Raw genomic sequence first — 18,253 nt, 5'->3', positions numbered from 1 at the left:
TCTGTATGGCAAGTTTCGTACACACGGTCGGCCATCTGGTCTACCGCTTCGACAGCCTCAAGGAAGTGATGGCCAAGGCCAGCCCGGCACGCTCCGGGGACTGCCTGGCAGGTGTCGCGGCCAGCAACGACGGCGAGCGCGTCGCCGCGCAGATGGCGTTGGCCAATATTCCGCTGACGCACTTTCTCAATGAAGCACTGATCCCTTACGAAGCAGATGAAGTTACCCGCCTGATCATCGACACCCACGATGCCCAGGCCTTCGCCCCGGTCAGCCACCTGACCGTGGGTGGCCTGCGCGACTGGCTGCTGAGCGAGGAAGCCGACGAAAGCAGCCTGCGCGCCCTGGCGCCCGGGTTGACCCCGGAAATGGCCGCTGCCGTGTCGAAGATCATGCGCGTGCAGGACCTGGTGCTGGTGGCGCAGAAAATCCGCGTGGTCACCCGGTTCCGCGGCACCATGGGCCTGCGCGGGCGCCTGTCGACCCGGCTGCAACCCAACCACCCGACAGACGAACCGGCCGGTATTGCCGCCAGCATTCTCGACGGTTTGCTGTACGGCAACGGCGACGCCATGATCGGTATCAACCCGGCCACCGACAGCATCGCTTCGATCTGCGCCCTGCTGGAAATGCTCGACGCCATCATCCAGCGCTACGACATCCCCACCCAGTCCTGCGTACTGACCCACGTCACCACCTCGATCGAAGCGATCAACCGCGGCGTGCCACTGGACCTGGTGTTCCAGTCCATCGCCGGCACAGAGGCGGCCAACGCCGGCTTCGGCATCAACCTGAACGTGTTGCAGGAAGGCTACGAAGCAGGGCTGTCGCTGAAACGTGGCACCCTCGGGCAGAACCTGATGTATTTCGAAACCGGCCAGGGCAGTGCGCTCTCGGCCAACGCCCACCACGGCGTCGACCAGCAGACCTGCGAAACCCGCGCCTATGCCGTGGCTCGTCACTTCAAGCCGTTCCTGGTCAACACCGTGGTCGGTTTCATTGGCCCGGAATACCTGTACAACGGCAAGCAGATCATCCGCGCCGGCCTCGAAGACCATTTCTGCGGCAAACTGCTGGGCGTGCCGATGGGTTGCGATATCTGCTACACCAACCATGCCGAAGCCGATCAGGACGACATGGACACCTTGCTGACGCTGCTGGGTGTGGCCGGCATCAACTTCATCATGGGCATCCCCGGCTCCGACGACATCATGCTCAACTACCAGACCACCTCGTTCCATGACGCGTTGTACGCGCGCCAGACCCTGGGCCTGAAGCCCGGGCCGGAATTCGAGGCATGGCTGGCCCGCACCGGTATCTTCACCCAGGCAGATGGCCGGGTGCGCTTCGGTGACAACCTGCCGCCGGCCTTCCGCCAGGCCTTGGCACAGCTTGCATAGGGATGACCATGGACCATCGCACGCCTACCCCCGACAACCCTTGGCTGGCCCTGCGCAACCTGACCCCGGCGCGCATCGCCCTGGGCCGCACCGGCACCAGCCTGCCGACCGGGGCGCAGCTGGACTTCCAGTTCGCCCATGCCCAGGCACGAGATGCCGTGCACCTGGCTTTCGACCACGCCGGCCTGGCCAGCCAGCTGAGTGACCGCGGGCGCGAGAGCCTGGTGTTGCATAGCGCTGCCAGCGACCGCCACCAGTACTTGCAGCGCCCGGACCTTGGCCGGCGGCTGAACGAAGACTCGATTGCGACCCTTCGCCAGCATGCCCAGGCCAACCCCGGTGGCGTCGACCTGGCCATCGTGGTGGCTGACGGCCTCTCGGCACTGGCCGTGCATCGCCACACGCTGCCGTTCCTGACCCGCTTCGACGAACAGGCTGCCGCCGACGGCTGGACCAGCGCTCCGGTGGTGCTGGTGCAGCAGGGCCGTGTGGCAGTGGCCGACGAGGTCGGCGAACTGCTGGGCGCCCGGATGACGGTGATGCTGATCGGCGAGCGCCCGGGGCTGAGTTCACCCGATAGCCTTGGCCTGTATTTCACTTACGCACCCAAGGTCGGCCTGACCGATGCCTACCGCAACTGCATTTCCAATATCCGCCTGGAGGGGCTGAGCTATGGCATGGCGGCGCACCGCCTGTTGTACTTGATGCGCGAAGCCTGCCGGCGCCAGCTTTCCGGGGTGAATCTGAAGGACGAAGCCGAGGTCCATAGCCTGGAGAATGAAGACAGCGCCAATCAGAAAGGTAACTTCCTGCTCGGCAAAGGGTAAAAAACCTGTCACGGAAGGCGGATTGCACTTGTGCCGTGCATTGGGCAGCATGCCCTTGAACGCTGCTGGCATTCCGCTGTTTCCCAAATGGACTCTGAGGGCCGCACATGCGCATCATCAAAGCAACCCTGGAACACCTCGACCTGCTTACCCCGTTGTTCGTCAAATACCGTGAGTTCTACGGGCAACTGCCCTACCCCGACAGCTCGCGCAGCTTTCTGGAGAAGCGACTGAAGCGGGACGAATCGGTGATTTACCTGGCACTTCCGGATGATGACGACGGCAAACTGCTGGGCTTTTGCCAGCTGTACCCGAGCTACTCGTCGCTGTCGTTGAAGCGGGTATGGATTCTCAACGATATCTATGTAGCCGAGGACTCCCGGCGCATGCTGGTCGCCGACCACCTGATTCGCGAAGCGAAGAAAATGGCCAAAGAGACCAATGCCGTGCGCATGCGCGTGTCGACCAGCGCGAACAATGAAGTAGCGCACAAGACTTACGAATCCATCGGTTTTCGTGAGGATACCGAGTTCAAGAGCTACATCCTGCCCATCAGCCAGGATTGACCGGCACCGACCGCTTCGCGGGCACGCCCGCTTCCACAAGCAAGGTAATGATCCTTGTGGGAGCAGGCGTGCCCGCGAAGCGGTTGGTAAAGGAATACCCTTCTACCGTAACCCCCCGCTACAAACTCTCCGGGCATGTTCCTGACTTAGCCGTATAATGGCTCACCTGTCATGTGTGAAAATTTACCCTCCCCCCGGTAACCAAGCCTACGCCCAAGAACACAGGTGCTGTACATGGATTTCAACCCGCTGGACCTTATCCTGCATCTCGATGCCTACCTCGATCTGCTGGTCACCAATTACGGTCCCTGGATCTACGCCATCCTGTTCACCGTGATCTTCTGCGAAACCGGCCTGGTAGTGATGCCATTCCTGCCGGGCGACTCGTTGCTGTTCATCGCCGGCGCCGTGGCGGCGGGTGGCGGCATGGACCCGGTGCTGCTGGCCGGCCTGCTGATGGCCGCTGCAATCCTGGGCGACAGCACCAATTACGTGATCGGCCGAACAGCCGGCGAGCGTTTGTTCAACAACCCCAACTCCAAGATCTTCCGCCGGGACTACCTGCAACGTACCCACGATTTCTATGAACGCCATGGCGGCAAGACCGTGACCATGGCGCGCTTCCTGCCCATCTTGCGCACCTTCGCACCGTTCGTCGCGGGCATCGCTCACATGCACTACCCACGCTTCCTCGGTTTCAGCATTGCCGGTTCGCTGCTTTGGGTCGGCGGCCTGGTCACCTTGGGCTACTTCTTCGGCAACGTGCCGTTCATCAAGCAGCACCTGTCGCTGATGGTGGTGGGCATCATCATCCTGTCGCTGGTGCCGATGATTCTCGGCTTGCTGCGTGGGCGCCTGGGCCGTACGGCCAAGGCTCACTGAACAGGTAAAGAACAAACGGCATGTGGTCATTCAGCGCCTGGCGGCGCAAGCGTACTCTGGCGCGTTACCCGATCACGCCACAGCAATGGCAGACCGTACGCGAGCGGCTGCCGATGCTGGACGGCATCAGCGACGCGGAAGACCGCTGGCTGCGCGAAGCCTGCGTCCTGTTCCTGCTCGACAAGCACCTCACCTGTCTGCCCGGTGTCGAGCTGGACGACGAGCAGCGCCTGATGCTGGCCGCACAGGCACAGTTACCGCTGCTTCACCTGGGTGAGCTGAACTGGTACCAAGGCTTCCACGAAATCATCCTGTACCCCGACGACTTCAAGAGCCCCCAGCGCCACCGCGATGCCAGTGGCGTGGAGCATGTATGGGACGGCGAACACAGCGGCGAGGCGTGGCAGCAGGGGCCGATCATCCTGGCCTGGAACGGCGTGCAGGCCAGTGGTGGCTGGGAGGCTTACAACCTGGTCATCCATGAGCTGGCGCACAAGCTCGACATGCTCAATGGCGATGCCAACGGCCTGCCACCGCTGCACAGCAGCATGCCAGTTGATGAGTGGGCAACAGCCATGCAGCAGGCCTACGACGACCTCAACCAGCAACTGGACGCCAACCCCGACGCCGAAACCGCCATCGACCCCTACGCTGCGGAAAACCCGGCAGAGTTCTTTGCCGTTACCAGCGAGTACTTCTTTAGTGCCCCTGACCTGCTTCATCAGGCTTATCCACAGGTCTACCACCAGTTGTCGCTGTTCTACCGGCAAGACCCGCTGGCACGCCTGTGCCGGCTGCAGGCGGAACACCCCGAGTACTGCGAAAGCCACGCCTGACGGGCCCGCACATCAGGCCAAGCGTGGCGTGCCCCGGCAGAATGTGCCTATAATCGCCGCCACTTTTTGGTCAAACACGGGGGCACTGCCCAATGAGCTACAGCAAGATTCCGGCGGGCAAAGACCTGCCGAACGACATCTACGTCGCCATCGAGATCCCGGCCAACCACGCGCCGATCAAATACGAGATCGACAAGGACAGCGACACGCTGTTCGTCGACCGTTTCATGGCTACCCCAATGTTCTACCCAGCCAACTATGGCTTCATCCCGAACACCCTGGCTGACGACGGTGACCCGCTGGACGTGCTGGTGGTTACCCCTTACCCAGTGGCCCCAGGCTCGGTTATCCGCGCCCGTCCGGTTGGCGTGCTGAACATGACCGACGACGGTGGCGGCGACGCCAAGGTCATCGCTGTTCCTCACGACAAGCTGTCGCAGCTGTACGTTGACGTCAAGGAATACACCGACCTGCCAGCCCTGCTGATCCAGCAGATCGAGCACTTCTTTGCCAACTACAAAGATCTCGAGAAGGGCAAGTGGGTCAAGATCGAAGGCTGGGAAGGCGCCGACGCCGCCCGTGCCGCGATCACCAAATCGGTAGCTGCCTACAAGGGCTGATTCCGATTGCAGGAGAAACCCCGCTTAGGCGGGGTTTTTTTATGCAGGAATGGGCAATACGCACATTACTGGTAATAAATCCTACGCCGTCCTACACCAGAACCTTACAAACAACCACTTTTCATACAAACCCCGTCAACATCCGGTTCATATCCTGTCTGGCAATTCGCCGCTACACTCGCCGCCATGAACACTTCCGGCGACCGCCTCAGGGCCCTGCTCCAAGAATGTGGCCTGACCCCTTCCGATTTCGCCGCCCAGCGCAGCGTCACAGCACAGCACGTCAACAACTGGTTCAAACGCGGTGTGCCTTTGGCCCGGCTGGACGAACTGGCCGATCTGTTCTGTGTGCACCGGCGTTGGCTGCGCACCGGTGAAGGCCCCAAACACCCCAATCCACTCCTGCGCAACGGCCTTCCACGGCCGGCGCCCGCCAACCCGCTTACCCCGCTGACGGAACATCGTGGCCGAGTATTGAAGGTACCCTACTACGAAGTGCGCAACGGCTTGCTGTCGCCGGTGGGCAGCAAGCACCTGCGCTTGCCGGCAAAAGCCCTGAAGGGCTTGGGTGTGCAAGCCGGCAACGCAATCTGCCTGGCAATGCCGACCAGCAACATGCTCCCGCTGATTCCGCTGCAAGCTACGCTGGCCATCGACCTGGGCATGACCCAGGTGGTCGAGGGCGAAACCTATGCCCTGCTGCAAAACGGCATGCTCAGGGTGAACAATCTCAGTCTTGGCCCGCACGACACCCTGTACCTGCACAGCCATGACCGGCGCAACTACACGGTCGAACGCTACACCGCTGCTCAGCGTCAGGCGCAGGGCCTGGAAATTCTTGGTTGGGTCTTCCACTGGTCACATTTCCGCCAGCAGCGGCCCAGCTGAAGCACCCTGTGCAATTTTTTGCTGGGCATCCTGCGCCCGCCCTTGTATGCTACGCCGCACATTAAGCCCCGACCGGCGCGAGCCGCGTTCCAGAGGGCTCGGCGATATCCCACACGGGCATCTGCCATCTCTTTCAGGCCCTTGATGGCCACACAGTTAAGGCGATTGCGGCTTACCATAAATTAGTCGGAAGCGTCCCCGAGAAGCCGGCCACAAGCCGGCTTTTTAATTTTGCAATGCCCCGTCCTGCATAAGGTTGACAGCTCCCGTCGTGCTCAGCCCCCCGCTGTTCACGTTCAGCCCGCAAGCGATTCTGGGGTGTCAGCTTCTTCTTGTCGCGCATATAGATATCAAGTGGATATTTCGAAATCTTCCAATGGAGGTTTTTTTCTGAAGGTGAGCGTTTCGCGCCAGACTATAATAAAACGATTAGATGTGCGCTGACACGTGCGGCCATCCTTGGAGATTGCTTATTACTTATATTTAATCTGTAACGGCTTGATGTAGTGATGAGGACTTAGCATGAACGCCTTATTGAAAGAGCTGCACGCCTATCATCATGAGGTGGCTACCAAAATTACTCAGATCAAAGAATTACTGGAGAGGATAAGGCACGGCTCTGCGGGTGCCGATGACTGCAAGCTGTTGTTTAAGCTACTGGAAGCCTTGCACGGTGATGCAGAGCGGCACCACCATGAAAATGAAGAGCTTATTCGGCTGGTCTTGCTGACAACCGACGCACCGATCCACCAACGGGTCATGGCCATCGAGCAAGATCATAAAGCCTTCACGCGAATTGCCGGACAGCTCAAGATGTTGGAGCAGTCAAAGCAAGAGGCCAGAGTAATCGCCGACACGATCGAAGACTTCATCAAGAAATATTATGACCATATGGATGCCGAGGAGAATATTTTCTTTCCGCTGGCAGACAAGTGGTTGTCAGACACCCAATGGCAGGAAATAAAGCATCAATGGCACCCATCGTAGATTTAATATACCTGAATTAAAAGCAAGCTATTTATTAACACGCGGCCTCACAACTTTATGGCACTGATATCCGATGGTGCAGATACTTTCCCAAGTTTTTCATCATTCAGCCTCAAGGCCGCGCCCTTTGCGGGCGCGGCCTTGAGTTAAGGCGCACCTAGCGGCCACAGACCCCGTCAGAAGTCATACCGCGCCCCAACCATCATGCTGCGCGACGGCCCGTAGAAGTTGAACGTCGAGGTAGACCCCACCCGCGACAGGTAGTCCCGGTCGAACAGGTTGTTGACGTTGAGGGTGGCCGTCAGCTTCGAAGTCACCGGGTAAGACAGCATCGCATCCACCGTCGCGTAGCCCGGCGCGTCGATACGCACGCCGCCGTTTTCGGAGTAGAAGTTGCTCATCGCGGAAATTCCGCCACCAATCGCCAGGCCGGTCAGCGGCCCTTGGCTGATGGTGTACTTGCTCCAAAGCGAAGCCTGGTTGCGCGGCATGATGAAGAACGTGGTTTCGGCGTCCCCCTTGACGGTTTCGGTCTCCATCCACGTGTAGCCAGCCAGCAGTTCCCAGTTTGGCGTCAGCTTGCCGCTTACTTCCACTTCCGCGCCCTTCACGCGGGTCTTGCCGGATGCAACGGAATCGGTAGTGGCCACACCATCAGCATCGTACACGGTGGTAGCGCGGTTCTTGTCGGTCAGGCGGAACACCGAGAAGCGCGTATTCAAGTCGCCGCCAAAGTAGCTGCTCTTGAGGCCGAACTCGTACTGCTCGCCTTCACGCGGTTTCAACACCCGGCCATTGCTGTCGGTGTCGGATTGAGGCTTGAAAACCTGCGAGTAGCTAGCGTACAGCGCGTGGTTCTCGGTCAAGTCATAGACCAGGCCCCCGTACGGGGTGAAGTGGCCGTCCACACGTTTGCTGTCATTGGTCGTAGCACCGCTGCTCAGGGTGGTGGTGTAGAAATCACCGCGATACCAACTGAAACGGCCACCGGCAATCAGCGCAAGGCGCTCGATCGGGCGGAAGGTGACCTTGGAATAAAGGCCGTATTCCTCTTCCTGCATGCCGGTCTCGGTGCTGTAGTTGGGCGACGGTTTGGCGAACTGTTTAGGCGAGTAGGTGTTGACGTTGATGGCACCCAGGTTGGTGGTGCCGTTGAGATACTCGGTGTCGTAGTTCTTGTAGTCGCTGCCCACCACGAACTCGCTGACCTGGCCAAAGGTTTCGAACGGCTGGCTGTAACTGGCGTCCAGCGAGTAGGTGTCCTGAGTGAAATCGCGGGCGCTGGCGCGTTCGGAGTTGGCGCCGGTATTGGCGTTGGTGGCGGTGAAGGCGTAAAGATAATTAGTATCGCGGTGCGAGCCACGGGCAGCGACACGACCATAACCGCCGTTGTCGAAGCGGTGGGTCAGCTCGGCGACCAGGTCGGTGGTCTTGCCATCGAAGTAGTTCCAGTCGGCCCCCAGGAAACGGGAGTGGCTGAAGTCGGGCACTTCACCGGACAACGTGGCCGGATAGCCGTTGTGCGGGGTGATGTTCTTCACCTCGTGCATCAGGCCGAACGACAGCGTGGTGGCCTCGTCCAGGTCGATATCCAGCGCACCGTAATAGCTGTTGCTGGTGTTGGCGTTGTAGTCCACCTCGCCATTGGTGTCGTCACGGGACGCAATGAAGCGCCCGCGCACGCGACCGCCGGCGTCCAGCGGACCGCTCAGGTCGATTTCTTCATGGTTGGTGTCCCAGGTGCCGTAGCTGCCTTCGATATGGCCCTGAAATTCGGCGGTCGGGCGCTTGCGTACCATGTTGACGATACCGCCCAGTTCGCTGGTGCTGCTGAACAGCCCGGCCGGGCCACGCATGATTTCGACACGGTCGAACGCGGCCAGCGACGGTACGGTGCCAAAGATGCTGGCCATGGGGGCCGGCAGGCCATCGATGTTGAATTCGCTGTACTCGTAGCCACGGGCGTAGATCGACGAACGGCCGCTGTCGTTGGTCAGGGTGCGCAGGCCGGCGGTGTACTTGGCCAGGTCATCCAGATGTACGAACTGGCGATCCTTGACGTAGTCCTGGGTGTAGACGGTGATCGACTGCGGAATGTCCTTGAGCGCTGCCGGCGTCTTGGTGCCCACGGTAGCGGCATCGACGCTGTAACCGCCGGTTTCTTCCGAAGGCAGCATGTCGTACAGGCGGTTGCCTTCGATGGTCAATGCAGGCAGATCAAGCGAGGTGTCTTCGGCCGCCGCCTGGGTCGCTACCGTTTCGGCCACTGCCGATAAAGAAAACGGTGCCAGCAACCCCAGCGCCAGCCATCCCCGAACCCGTTGCAAGCTGCCCACACTTTTGAAACCGGTCATGACACACCCTTCGCCCAAATGATATCGAATCGCAAACGAAACAAGTTGCTTTTTGCGAACGATACCGGAGCGAAAACCAGGGTGCAGCAGGATTAACCTTCTTAACACATCAAGGCGTTGCCCTTTCCCTGCAGCCAGTGGGATGATTCGCAACTGATAAAAGTTCTCATCAAGGCTCGCCGTGCCCACCTCACTTCTCCTTGCCGAAGACGACCCACGCCTGCTTCAGGACCTGGAACGCCATTTCCGCAACCGCGGTTTCCAGGTGCACGCCTGCGCCAGCGGCACCCAGGCCCTGAATGCCATACAGCAATCGCAGTTCGAACTGGTGCTGCTGGACATCATGCTGCCAGGCATCGACGGCCTCAGCCTGCTCGATGCCCTGCGCCGCCAGCAGGCAGTGCCGGTCATGCTGATGTCGGCACTAGGGGCCGAGCAGGATCGCATCAGCGGCTTCACCCGTGGTGCAGACGACTACCTGCCCAAGCCCTTCAGCCTGGCGGAGCTGGACGCTCGGGTGGATGCCTTGCTGCGTCGCGTAGCATTCGATCGTGGTACCGCGCTGCGTGCCGACGTGGGGGAGGTGATGCTGGACCACGACCGCCAGGACGTTATCCACAACGGCAACGCCGCTGGCCTTACCGCTTCCGAATTCCGCTTGCTGGTCACGCTGCTGGCCCACCCCGACGAAGCGTTGAGCAAGCCCTTCCTGTACCAGACCGTGCTGCACAGGGCCTATACCCGACTGGACCGAGGCCTGGATGTGCATGTGTGCAACCTGCGCCGCAAACTGGCCGACATCAGCGCCCAGCACCTGCAGATCCAGGCCGTGCGTGGCCAAGGGTACATCCTGGTCGACACGGAGCAGGCCTGATGCGTCGCCACCCGTTGCTGTGGAAACTGGCCTTGCTGCAAGTCAGCTTCTGCCTGTTGCTGATCTGGCTCATCTGGACCTGGGGCCTTTCGGTGGAACGCAGTACCTATTTTCTGTCCCCGGCCGATCAGGACTACCTGGCACGTTATGCTCAACAGGCCGAACAGGCGTTGGAGCAGGACGGCGCGGTCGGCATCGAAGCCTGGCGCAAGCAGGTGGAACGGGCCGAGGACACCTGGGTGGCCGTGATCGGTCCATACCTTCAGAGCCTTGGCACCACGCCGCTGAGCGCCGAGGAAGCCAGCCACCTGACATTCATGCGCAAGCTCGACTGGCCGATGAGCCGGCGCCTGCAGGATGAACTGCCCTACGTCAGCATCGAATTTCCGCAACACCCCGAGCATGGCCGCCTGGTGCTGCAACTGCCCGAACGGCTGCTACCCACTGGCCTGACACCCTGGACCCATGTGGTCACGCATGGCGTTGCCCCCGCACTGCTGGCCCTGCTGCTAGGCCTTGCGCTATACCGGCATCTTGTCGTGCCGCTGAACCGCCTGCGCGACCGCGCCGACGCCCTGCGGGCCGATGACCTGGACAGCCCCGCCCTGCCTCTGCAGGAACGCCGTGATGAGCTGGGTGAGCTGGCTCAGGCCTTCGAGCACATGGCCGGGCGCCTGCGTCAGAGTCTTGAGCAACAACGCCTCCTGTTGCGCACGCTGTCTCACGAATTGCGCACGCCGCTGGCGCGGCTGCGCATCGCCCATGACAGCGACTTGCCACCGCCGCAGTTGCGCGAGCGCCTGGACCGTGAGGTGGGGGACATGCAGAAGCTGCTGGAAAACACCCTCGACCTGGCCTGGATGGACACCGAACAGCCCAGCCTGGCGACCGAGCCGGTATTGGTACTTTCCGTGTGGGAAGCCTTGTGCGAGGACGTCTGCTTCGAAAGCGGCTGGGACCGTGCGCGCCTGCCGTGTTCACTTGGCACCGACTGCCTGGTGCAGGCCCATCTGGACAGCCTGGCCCAAGCCCTGGAAAACCTGTTGCGCAATGCCATTCGCCACTCGCCGACCGAAGGCCGGATCAGCCTCGATGGCTGGCGCTCAGGCGCATGCTGGCACCTGCGCCTGAGCGACCAGGGGCCAGGCGTACCTGATACCGACCTTGAGCGCATCTTCAAGCCCTACCAGCGCCTGGCCGACAGTGGCGCAGGCTTCGGCCTGGGCCTGGCTATCGCCCGTCGCGCCATCGAACTGCAAGGCGGGCGGTTGTGGGCCAGCAATGGGCACCCGGGCCTGTGTCTGCACATGACCTTGCCTGCGGCCTGAGATTGTTTAGAAAGTTAATGCGCTTTACGCTCGATCGGGACTGGTTATCATCTGGGCGCTCAAACCTTGCGCTCCTTGCAAAGCCCTGACGAGACGCCCGATGAGCAAGAACACCCTGATGCTGGCCTTGGCACTTGCCCTGGCGGCCCCTCTTGTCCTGGCCCAGCCCGAGCATGACCAGAAGATGGACACGTCGGTGTTACAGCGCCAGGACCTGGCCTATCACTTCAGCCAGCTTGATCTGGACTCGGCCGATGGCCTGCGTCACTACCGCCTGTGGGTTGGCAAGCCGAATCGTCCAGCGCCGGCATCGGGGTACCCGGTGCTGTGGATGCTCGATGGGAATGCTGCGCTGGGGACGCTGGATCAGCAGCAACTGGACAGGCTCGCAGCGGGCCAGGCGCCCCTGCTGGTGGCGGTGGGTTATCCGACCGAACTGCGCATCGACAGGGCCGGCCGCACGCTGGACTACACCCCGGCGCTGCCGGAGCAGGCGCAGCAGCGTGACCCACTGACCGGCCAGCCCAGCGGCGGGGTCGATGCGTTCCTGAAGCTTCTGACCGGGCGCATGCGCACGATGGTGTCGGCTGTGGCGCCGATCGATCCGCAACGACAGACGCTATGGGGGCACTCCTATGGTGGCCTGGCCGTGCTTCACGCACTGTTTACCCGCCCCGGCGCATTCAGCCTTTACGCTGCTGCCAGCCCGTCACTGTGGTGGCGCGATGGCGTGATTGTCCGGGAGGCGCAAGGACTTCCCTCACGCCTGGGCGAGGCGCGCCCGCACCTGTTGCTGATGCGCGGCGGGCAGGAGCCCGCCAGCCCGCATGGTTCGCCGCACGAGAACGACGAGTTGCCTGCGCGCCAACTGGCGGCAGATCTGGCCGCGATCAAAGGCCTCGACGTGCGCTTTGAGCGCTTCGAGGGTCTGGGGCATGGGCCCATGCTGGGCGCCTCCCTGCGCAGGGTGATCGAAGGCATGTCTGGCCAGTGACCAGCCCTGTGCCTGCCCGGCTCAACGTTGCGCGTACTTGAGCACGTACAGGCACAGCTCGCGGTAGACATCGACAGGCAACTGCGACATCAGCCTCTGAGCCTGGCCGAGGGTTTTGCAATTGAGTTCGGCCATCGCCCGACGGTGTTCCGAACCCAGCAGGCCGGCATGCACCACCTGCGCATACTGAATATAGGAACAGGGGAAATCGGCCTGGGGACTGCGCTGGACCTTGAAGTTGATCTTCAGGTCTGCCCCGCGGAAGAATGCTCTGCCCTGGTAGGTCTGCTGGGGCACGAGGAGCCCTTTTTCAGGACAGGTGCTGTGACAGACCGGCAGACTGTTCTTTTCCGTCTCCAGGCCACGTCGATAGATCACGATTTCAGAACCCGGTACCTCGATACAGGCGTTTTCGAAAGCATCGATGATGGACCTGCCATTGATTTGCGCCTCTTCGATCTGCGTCAGGCTGACCACACGCTCGATCTCATGATTGGCAACGCTGTTGACCACACGGTCCAGGGTCGACCAGTGGCTGAACTCTTTCTGACACGCTACCAGATGAACCTCGCTCTGATAGCCCTGCCGGGCGGCTTCAGGTGGAAAATCAGCGAAATGAGGGCTGTCGAGCGCGGTCTCCATGATGATGTTGTATTTGTTTTCCATCGCATACGTGCAAACCATGGCCCCCAGCCGCCAGATGAACGACTCGGTATGCTCGTAGACATGCAGCACGCCTTTGTCTTCCATCGCCCGATAATGAGGGTGCAGTTCACGAAAATGGGTTTCGTAAAGGCGAACATAATTGTCGTAGCGCCCGCTCTTCAACAGCGTTTTTTCCAGCAAGTACGTTTTACCCGAGCCCTGTGCACCGGCAATGATGAGCATTTTGGGCTTGAGCACGCCGTCGACGTAGTCGCGTTTCTTGTCGAACAATGTGTCGGCGACCTTTCTGAATGCGAGATGGAGATCGGTATCGGTAAAAGGATAGAGAAAGGACATGACGGTTCGTTTCCTAGGCTTGCCAAAGTGACCGTCACGAAGGTAGGCGCTGCGGCAGGTGAAAAGGGGTAGATGGTTACTGCTGCAAGTCTCGTCGAAGGTAGTAGAACCGCGGGTTGCCACTGGGGTGGCCCTGTGCTGTATGCTTGGTCGGTCTTCAGGGCGGGGTGTAAGTCCCCACCGGCGGTAAATCGAAAGATAAGCCCGCGAGCGCCCCGACCATGTCGGGGGTCAGCAGATCTGGTGCAACTCCAGAGCCGACGGTCATAGTCCGGATGAAAGAAGGCGTCATGCAGGGGCCATCCGGGCGCCCTTGCGCGCGCATTTTGTTCGCCCCGAGACGTTCATCGATCATTCACGAGGAGCGTTTCATGTTCACCCAGCACCACGCGCAATTCCCCAATGTTTCCGCCGCCATCGCCGCCTTCCAGGCCGGGCGCCCTGTACTGTTGCTCGACGATGACGACCGCGAGGACGAAGCGGACATCATTGCCGCCGCCGAGAACATTTCGCTGCAGACCATGGCCATGATGATTCGCGATTGCAGCGGCATCGTCTGCCTGTGCCTGGACGAAGCCACCGTCGACGAACTGCAGCTGGCACCCATGGTGCAGAACAACCAGGCCCGTCATGGGACCGGCTTCACCGTCACCATCGAGGCGGCGGAAGGGATCACAACCGGGGTTTCGGCCCAGGATCGTATTACCACCATTGCCGCAGCACTGAGTTCCAGCGCCGAACAGCGCCATATCGTCAGCCCGGGGCATGTTTTTCCGCTGCGCGCCCGCAATGGCGGCGTGCTGACCCGCCGTGGACACACCGAAGGTTCGGTAGACCTGGCGCGCCTGGCCGGCCTGCGCCCGGCAGCGGTCTTGTGCGAGCTGATGAACCCCGATGGCAGCATGGCCCGTGGTGAGCAGGTGGCGGTATATGCACGGCAGTACAATTTGCCGGTGCTGACCATCGAGGAGCTGGCGCGGTACCGTGAGGCGATGCTTGAACGGGAAGCAGAGCCGGCCTGATCCGAACCGGGACGCTTTGCGGTCCTTGTGTGAGCGGCCCTTTCGCTACACAGGGCCGCTGCTCCGTCGGTCTGCATAAGCCGAGCAGTTGCCGGAAGTTTGCTACCCCTGCCCCGCTCTGCTAGTGTCGCGCCGTTCTGAATGCCACCGAGACAGTCGCCATGGCCCGCAAAAAAGCCTCCCTCGATTTCGAGCAATCCCTCGCAGACCTGCAAGCACTGGTCGAGCGCCTGGAGAACGGCGAGTTGTCGCTGGAAGAGTCGCTGGCCGCCTTTGAACAAGGCATCGCCCTGACACGTGACTGCCAGGGCGCCCTGGCCCAGGCCGAACAGAAGGTGCAAATTCTGCTGGAGCGCGACGGTGAACTGGCTGCCCAGCCCTTCGACGCGGAGCCGGAAGCATGATTGGCACCTACCAGGCCGGTTGCCAGGCGCGAGTCGACGCAGCCCTCGAACCGCTGTTCATCGCCCCGAGCAAAGAGCTGGAACGCCTTTACGCCGCCATGCGCTACAGCGTGATGAACGGCGGCAAACGCGTGCGCCCGCTGTTGGCCTATGCGGCCTGCGAAGCCTTGGGCGCCCCGGCCGAACAGGCCAACGGCGCAGCCTGCGCGGTAGAGCTGATCCATGCTTACTCGCTGGTGCATGACGACCTCCCGGCCATGGACGACGACGACCTGCGTCGCGGCCAGCCGACCACCCACAAGGCTTTTGACGAAGCGTGCGCAATCCTCGCGGGCGACGGTTTGCAGAGCCTGGCTTTCAGTGCCCTGCTCGACCCATGCCTGAGCCCTCAGATCGACAGCATTCGTCTGGCCATGGTTCAGGTACTGGCCAAAGCTGCCGGCCCGGCCGGCATGGTTGGCGGCCAGGCCATCGATCTCGGTTCGGTGGGCCAGAAGCTGGACCAGCAGGCGCTGGAGTTCATGCACCGGCACAAGACCGGCGCGCTGATCGAAGCCAGTGTACGCCTCGGCGCCCTGGCCAGTGCCCGTGCCGAACCGGCGCAGCTGGATGCCCTGCAGACTTATGCACAGGCCATTGGCCTGGCATTCCAGGTGCAGGACGACATCCTCGACGTGGAAAGCGACACTGCTACCTTGGGCAAACGCCAAGGTGCAGACATAGCGCGTGACAAACCGACCTACCCGGCCCTGCTGGGCCTGGAAGCCGCCAAAGTCTATGCAATCGAACTGCGCGACCAGGCGCTGGCTGCACTGCAAGGGTTCGGCGAAACGGCCGAACCGCTGCGGGCCTTGGCGCGTTACATCGTCGAACGCCGTAACTAAAAAGCTTCACCTATCCCTGTAGGAGCGGGTTTACCCGCGAATGCGATCTTGAATTTGCCGACGCATTCGCGGGTAAACCCGCTCCTACAGAGGGCCGCGTAACCTGTGGTCGAATGGGCACTTTTCCCACAATGGGGTAAACTGCCGCGTCTTCACAAACCTATAACGACTCGCCTGATGCCCACGACGTTTCAAGAGATCCCCCGCGAACGCCCGGTCACGCCGTTGCTCGACCGCGCTGACACGCCTGCCGGCCTGCGCCGGTTGGCCGAAGCCGACCTGGAAACGCTGGCCGACGAACTGCGCCAGGAATTGCTCTACACCGTCGGGCAGACCGGTGGGCATTTTGGTGCCGGTCTGGGCGTGATCGAGCTGACCATCGCCCTGCACTACGTGTTCGACACCCCGGACGACCGGTTGGTGTGGGACGTGGGGCACCAGGCCTACCCGCACAAGATCCTCACCGGGCGCCGTAACCGCATGCTCAGCCTGCGCCAGAAGGACGGCATCGCGGCGTTCCCGCGCCGCAGCGAAAGCGAGTACGACACCTTTGGCGTTGGCCACTCCAGCACCTCGATCAGCGCCGCGCTGGGCATGGCCATTGCTGCCCGCCTGCAGAACAGCGCACGCAAGTCGATCGCGGTGATCGGTGATGGCGCGCTGACCGCCGGCATGGCATTCGAGGCGTTGAACCACGCCCAGGAAGTCAATGCCGACATGCTGGTGATCCTCAACGACAACGACATGTCGATTTCGCGCAACGTCGGCGGCCTGTCCAACTACCTGGCCAAGATCCTCTCCAGCCGCACCTACGCGAGCATGCGCGAAGGCAGCAAGAAAGTGCTGTCGCGACTGCCAGGCGCCTGGGAAATTGCCCGTCGCACCGAGGAATACGCCAAGGGCATGCTGGTGCCAGGCACGCTGTTCGAGGAACTGGGCTGGAACTACATCGGCCCGATCGACGGCCACGACCTGCCCACCATGATCGCCACCCTGCGCAACATGCGTGACCTGAAAGGCCCGCAGTTCCTGCATGTGGTGACCAAGAAGGGCAAAGGCTTCGCCCCTGCCGAGATTGACCCGATCGGCTACCACGCCATCACCAAGCTGGAGCCGGCCGACAAGCCGGCTGCGCCGAAGAAAGCCAGCGGCCCGAAATACTCCGCGGTGTTCGGCCAGTGGCTGTGCGACATGGCCGCCGCCGACAACCGCCTGGTGGGCATTACCCCGGCAATGAAGGAAGGCTCGGACCTGGTCGACTTCAGCGAGCGCTACCCTGAGCGCTACTTCGACGTTGCGATCGCAGAGCAACATGCCGTGACCTTGGCGGCCGGCATGGCCTGCGAGGGCAGCAAGCCGGTGGTGGCGATCTACTCCACTTTCCTGCAGCGTGCCTACGATCAGCTGATCCACGACGTGGCGGTGCAGAACCTCGACGTGCTGTTCGCCATCGACCGCGCCGGCCTGGTCGGCGAGGACGGCCCGACCCACGCCGGCAGCTACGACCTGTCGTACCTACGCTGCATCCCGGGCATGCTGGTGATGACCCCCAGCGACGAGAACGAACTGCGCAAGATGCTCAGCACCGGCCACCTGTACAACGGCCCGGCCGCTGTACGGTACCCGCGTGGTACCGGCCCGAATGCGCCGATCAGCGGTGACCTGCAACCACTGGAGATCGGTAAAGGCGTGGTCCGCCGCCAGGGCGAGAAAGTGGCCCTGCTGGTGTTCGGCGTACAACTGGCCGAGGCCATGCAAGTGGCCAAACAGATCAACGCCACGGTGGTCGACATGCGCTTCGTCAAGCCGTTGGACGAGGCGCTGGTGCTGGAGCTGGCAGGCAACCATGAGCTGCTGGTAACCATCGAAGAGAACGCCATCATGGGTGGCGCGGGCGCTGCGGTGGGTGAGTTCCTTGCCAGCCAGGCAGTGCTTAAGCCGCTTCTGCACCTGGGGCTGCCGGATATCTATGTCGAGCATGCCAAGCCTGCGCAAATGCTGGCTGAGTGCGGGCTGGATGCAGCCGGGATCGAGGCTTCGGTGAAGGCTCGCATGGTCAAGCTCGGGCTCTAGGGCGCTTTCGCGGGTAAACCCGCTCCTACGACGGCCTGCGCCCGATCACCGATGTGTGCTCACTGTAGGAGCGGGTTTACCCGCGAATACGGTAGCGGCGGCGACGGTGAACGGCTGGTGAAAATTGGCTAGCAGGCCCGGCCCTTTCGCGGGTGAACCCGCTCCTACGGCGGGCTGCGCCCGATCACCGATGTGTGCCCACTGTAGGAGCGGTTTTACCCGCGAATACGATAGCGGCGGCGACGGTGAACGGCGGGTGAAAATTGGCCAGCAGGCCCGGCCCTTTCGCGGGTGAACCCGCTCCTACGGCGG

17 protein-coding genes and 1 riboswitch are annotated in these 18,253 nt (G+C 61.7%); of the genes, 15 read left to right on the top strand and 2 right to left on the bottom strand.

Annotated features, from left to right (window positions below):
• Positions 1–5 precede the first annotated feature (5 nt).
• From ACF8FG_RS10345 to ACF8FG_RS10310, 8 genes are all read left to right on the top strand, one after another.
• Positions 6–1,400: an ethanolamine ammonia-lyase subunit EutB gene (locus ACF8FG_RS10345; protein ID WP_014589535.1), complete on the top strand. Its 1,395-nt coding sequence runs from the start codon at positions 6–8 to the stop codon at positions 1,398–1,400.
• Positions 1,401–1,408: 8 nt separating this feature from the next.
• Positions 1,409–2,227, top strand: a complete 819-nt coding sequence (eutC, locus tag ACF8FG_RS10340) for an ethanolamine ammonia-lyase subunit EutC (RefSeq protein WP_014589534.1) — start codon at positions 1,409–1,411, stop codon at positions 2,225–2,227.
• Between the two features lie 107 nt (positions 2,228–2,334).
• Positions 2,335–2,793: a GNAT family N-acetyltransferase gene (locus ACF8FG_RS10335; protein ID WP_003255360.1), complete on the top strand. Its 459-nt coding sequence runs from the start codon at positions 2,335–2,337 to the stop codon at positions 2,791–2,793.
• A 234-nt stretch (positions 2,794–3,027) separates the two neighbouring features.
• Positions 3,028–3,675 (top strand): DedA family protein, encoded by a 648-nt coding sequence (locus tag ACF8FG_RS10330; protein WP_014589532.1) that lies wholly within the window; start codon positions 3,028–3,030, stop codon positions 3,673–3,675.
• Between the two features lie 20 nt (positions 3,676–3,695).
• Positions 3,696–4,511: a zinc-dependent peptidase gene (locus tag ACF8FG_RS10325; RefSeq protein WP_392518762.1), complete on the top strand. Its 816-nt coding sequence runs from the start codon at positions 3,696–3,698 to the stop codon at positions 4,509–4,511.
• 92 nt (positions 4,512–4,603) lie between these two features.
• The gene (ppa, locus tag ACF8FG_RS10320) at positions 4,604–5,131 is read left to right on the top strand and encodes an inorganic diphosphatase (protein WP_003255365.1); all 528 of its coding nucleotides are present in this window, start codon (positions 4,604–4,606) and stop codon (positions 5,129–5,131) included.
• A 186-nt stretch (positions 5,132–5,317) separates the two neighbouring features.
• Complete coding sequence (locus ACF8FG_RS10315; protein WP_014589530.1) at positions 5,318–6,019, top strand: XRE family transcriptional regulator; 702 nt, start codon at positions 5,318–5,320, stop codon at positions 6,017–6,019.
• Positions 6,020–6,541: 522 nt separating this feature from the next.
• On the top strand, positions 6,542–7,006 hold the full coding sequence (locus ACF8FG_RS10310) for a hemerythrin domain-containing protein (RefSeq protein ID WP_135199033.1): 465 nt from the start codon (positions 6,542–6,544) through the stop codon (positions 7,004–7,006).
• A gap of 176 nt (positions 7,007–7,182) precedes the next feature.
• Here ACF8FG_RS10310 and ACF8FG_RS10305 read toward each other — a convergent pair whose 3' ends face one another.
• Positions 7,183–9,360 (bottom strand): TonB-dependent siderophore receptor, encoded by a 2,178-nt coding sequence (locus tag ACF8FG_RS10305; protein ID WP_014589520.1) that lies wholly within the window; start codon positions 9,358–9,360, stop codon positions 7,183–7,185.
• A 181-nt stretch (positions 9,361–9,541) separates the two neighbouring features.
• On the opposite strand from ACF8FG_RS10305, the gene ACF8FG_RS10300 reads away from it, so the two are divergent.
• The 3 genes from ACF8FG_RS10300 to ACF8FG_RS10290 all read left to right on the top strand — a co-directional run bounded on the left by ACF8FG_RS10300 (position 9,542) and on the right by ACF8FG_RS10290 (position 12,556).
• Entirely contained in the window at positions 9,542–10,234 is a 693-nt protein-coding gene (locus ACF8FG_RS10300) for a response regulator transcription factor (protein WP_014589519.1), read from the top strand.
• Positions 10,234–11,562, top strand: a complete 1,329-nt coding sequence (locus ACF8FG_RS10295; RefSeq protein WP_014589518.1) for a sensor histidine kinase — start codon at positions 10,234–10,236, stop codon at positions 11,560–11,562. Before ACF8FG_RS10300 ends, ACF8FG_RS10295 begins: the two co-directional genes overlap by 1 nt.
• A 100-nt stretch (positions 11,563–11,662) precedes the next feature.
• Positions 11,663–12,556, top strand: a complete 894-nt coding sequence (locus tag ACF8FG_RS10290) for an alpha/beta hydrolase (protein ID WP_070383388.1) — start codon at positions 11,663–11,665, stop codon at positions 12,554–12,556.
• 21 nt (positions 12,557–12,577) lie between these two features.
• On the opposite strand, the gene ACF8FG_RS10285 is transcribed toward ACF8FG_RS10290, so the two are convergent.
• Positions 12,578–13,558 carry a zeta toxin family protein gene (locus ACF8FG_RS10285; RefSeq protein WP_014589516.1) on the bottom strand — a complete coding sequence of 327 codons (981 nt, stop codon included), beginning with the start codon at positions 13,556–13,558 and terminating at the stop codon, positions 12,578–12,580.
• 149 nt (positions 13,559–13,707) lie between these two features.
• Positions 13,708–13,849, top strand: a riboswitch (FMN riboswitch).
• An 80-nt stretch (positions 13,850–13,929) separates the two neighbouring features.
• Between ACF8FG_RS10285 and ribB the strand changes: the two genes are divergently transcribed.
• The 4 genes from ribB (at position 13,930) to dxs (ending at position 17,941) form a co-directional block, all read left to right on the top strand.
• Entirely contained in the window at positions 13,930–14,580 is a 651-nt protein-coding gene (gene ribB / locus ACF8FG_RS10280; protein WP_014589515.1) for a 3,4-dihydroxy-2-butanone-4-phosphate synthase, read from the top strand.
• 161 nt (positions 14,581–14,741) lie between these two features.
• Positions 14,742–14,984, top strand: coding sequence for an exodeoxyribonuclease VII small subunit (locus ACF8FG_RS10275; RefSeq protein ID WP_003255380.1), 243 nt, complete (start codon positions 14,742–14,744; stop codon positions 14,982–14,984).
• Complete coding sequence (gene ispA, locus ACF8FG_RS10270) at positions 14,981–15,868, top strand: (2E,6E)-farnesyl diphosphate synthase (RefSeq protein WP_014589514.1); 888 nt, start codon at positions 14,981–14,983, stop codon at positions 15,866–15,868. Before ACF8FG_RS10275 ends, ispA begins: the two co-directional genes overlap by 4 nt.
• 177 nt (positions 15,869–16,045) lie before the next feature.
• Positions 16,046–17,941 (top strand): 1-deoxy-D-xylulose-5-phosphate synthase, encoded by a 1,896-nt coding sequence (gene dxs, locus ACF8FG_RS10265; RefSeq protein ID WP_119714195.1) that lies wholly within the window; start codon positions 16,046–16,048, stop codon positions 17,939–17,941.
• Positions 17,942–18,253 lie beyond the last annotated feature (312 nt).

This window comes from Pseudomonas sp. YQ_6, from assembly GCF_043103245.1.
In the GTDB taxonomy this organism is placed as follows: Bacteria; Pseudomonadota; Gammaproteobacteria; order Pseudomonadales; family Pseudomonadaceae; genus Aquipseudomonas; species Aquipseudomonas alloputida.
Note: the sequence above shows the minus strand (reverse complement) of the source record. Positions and strands in the feature narration are given on the sequence as shown.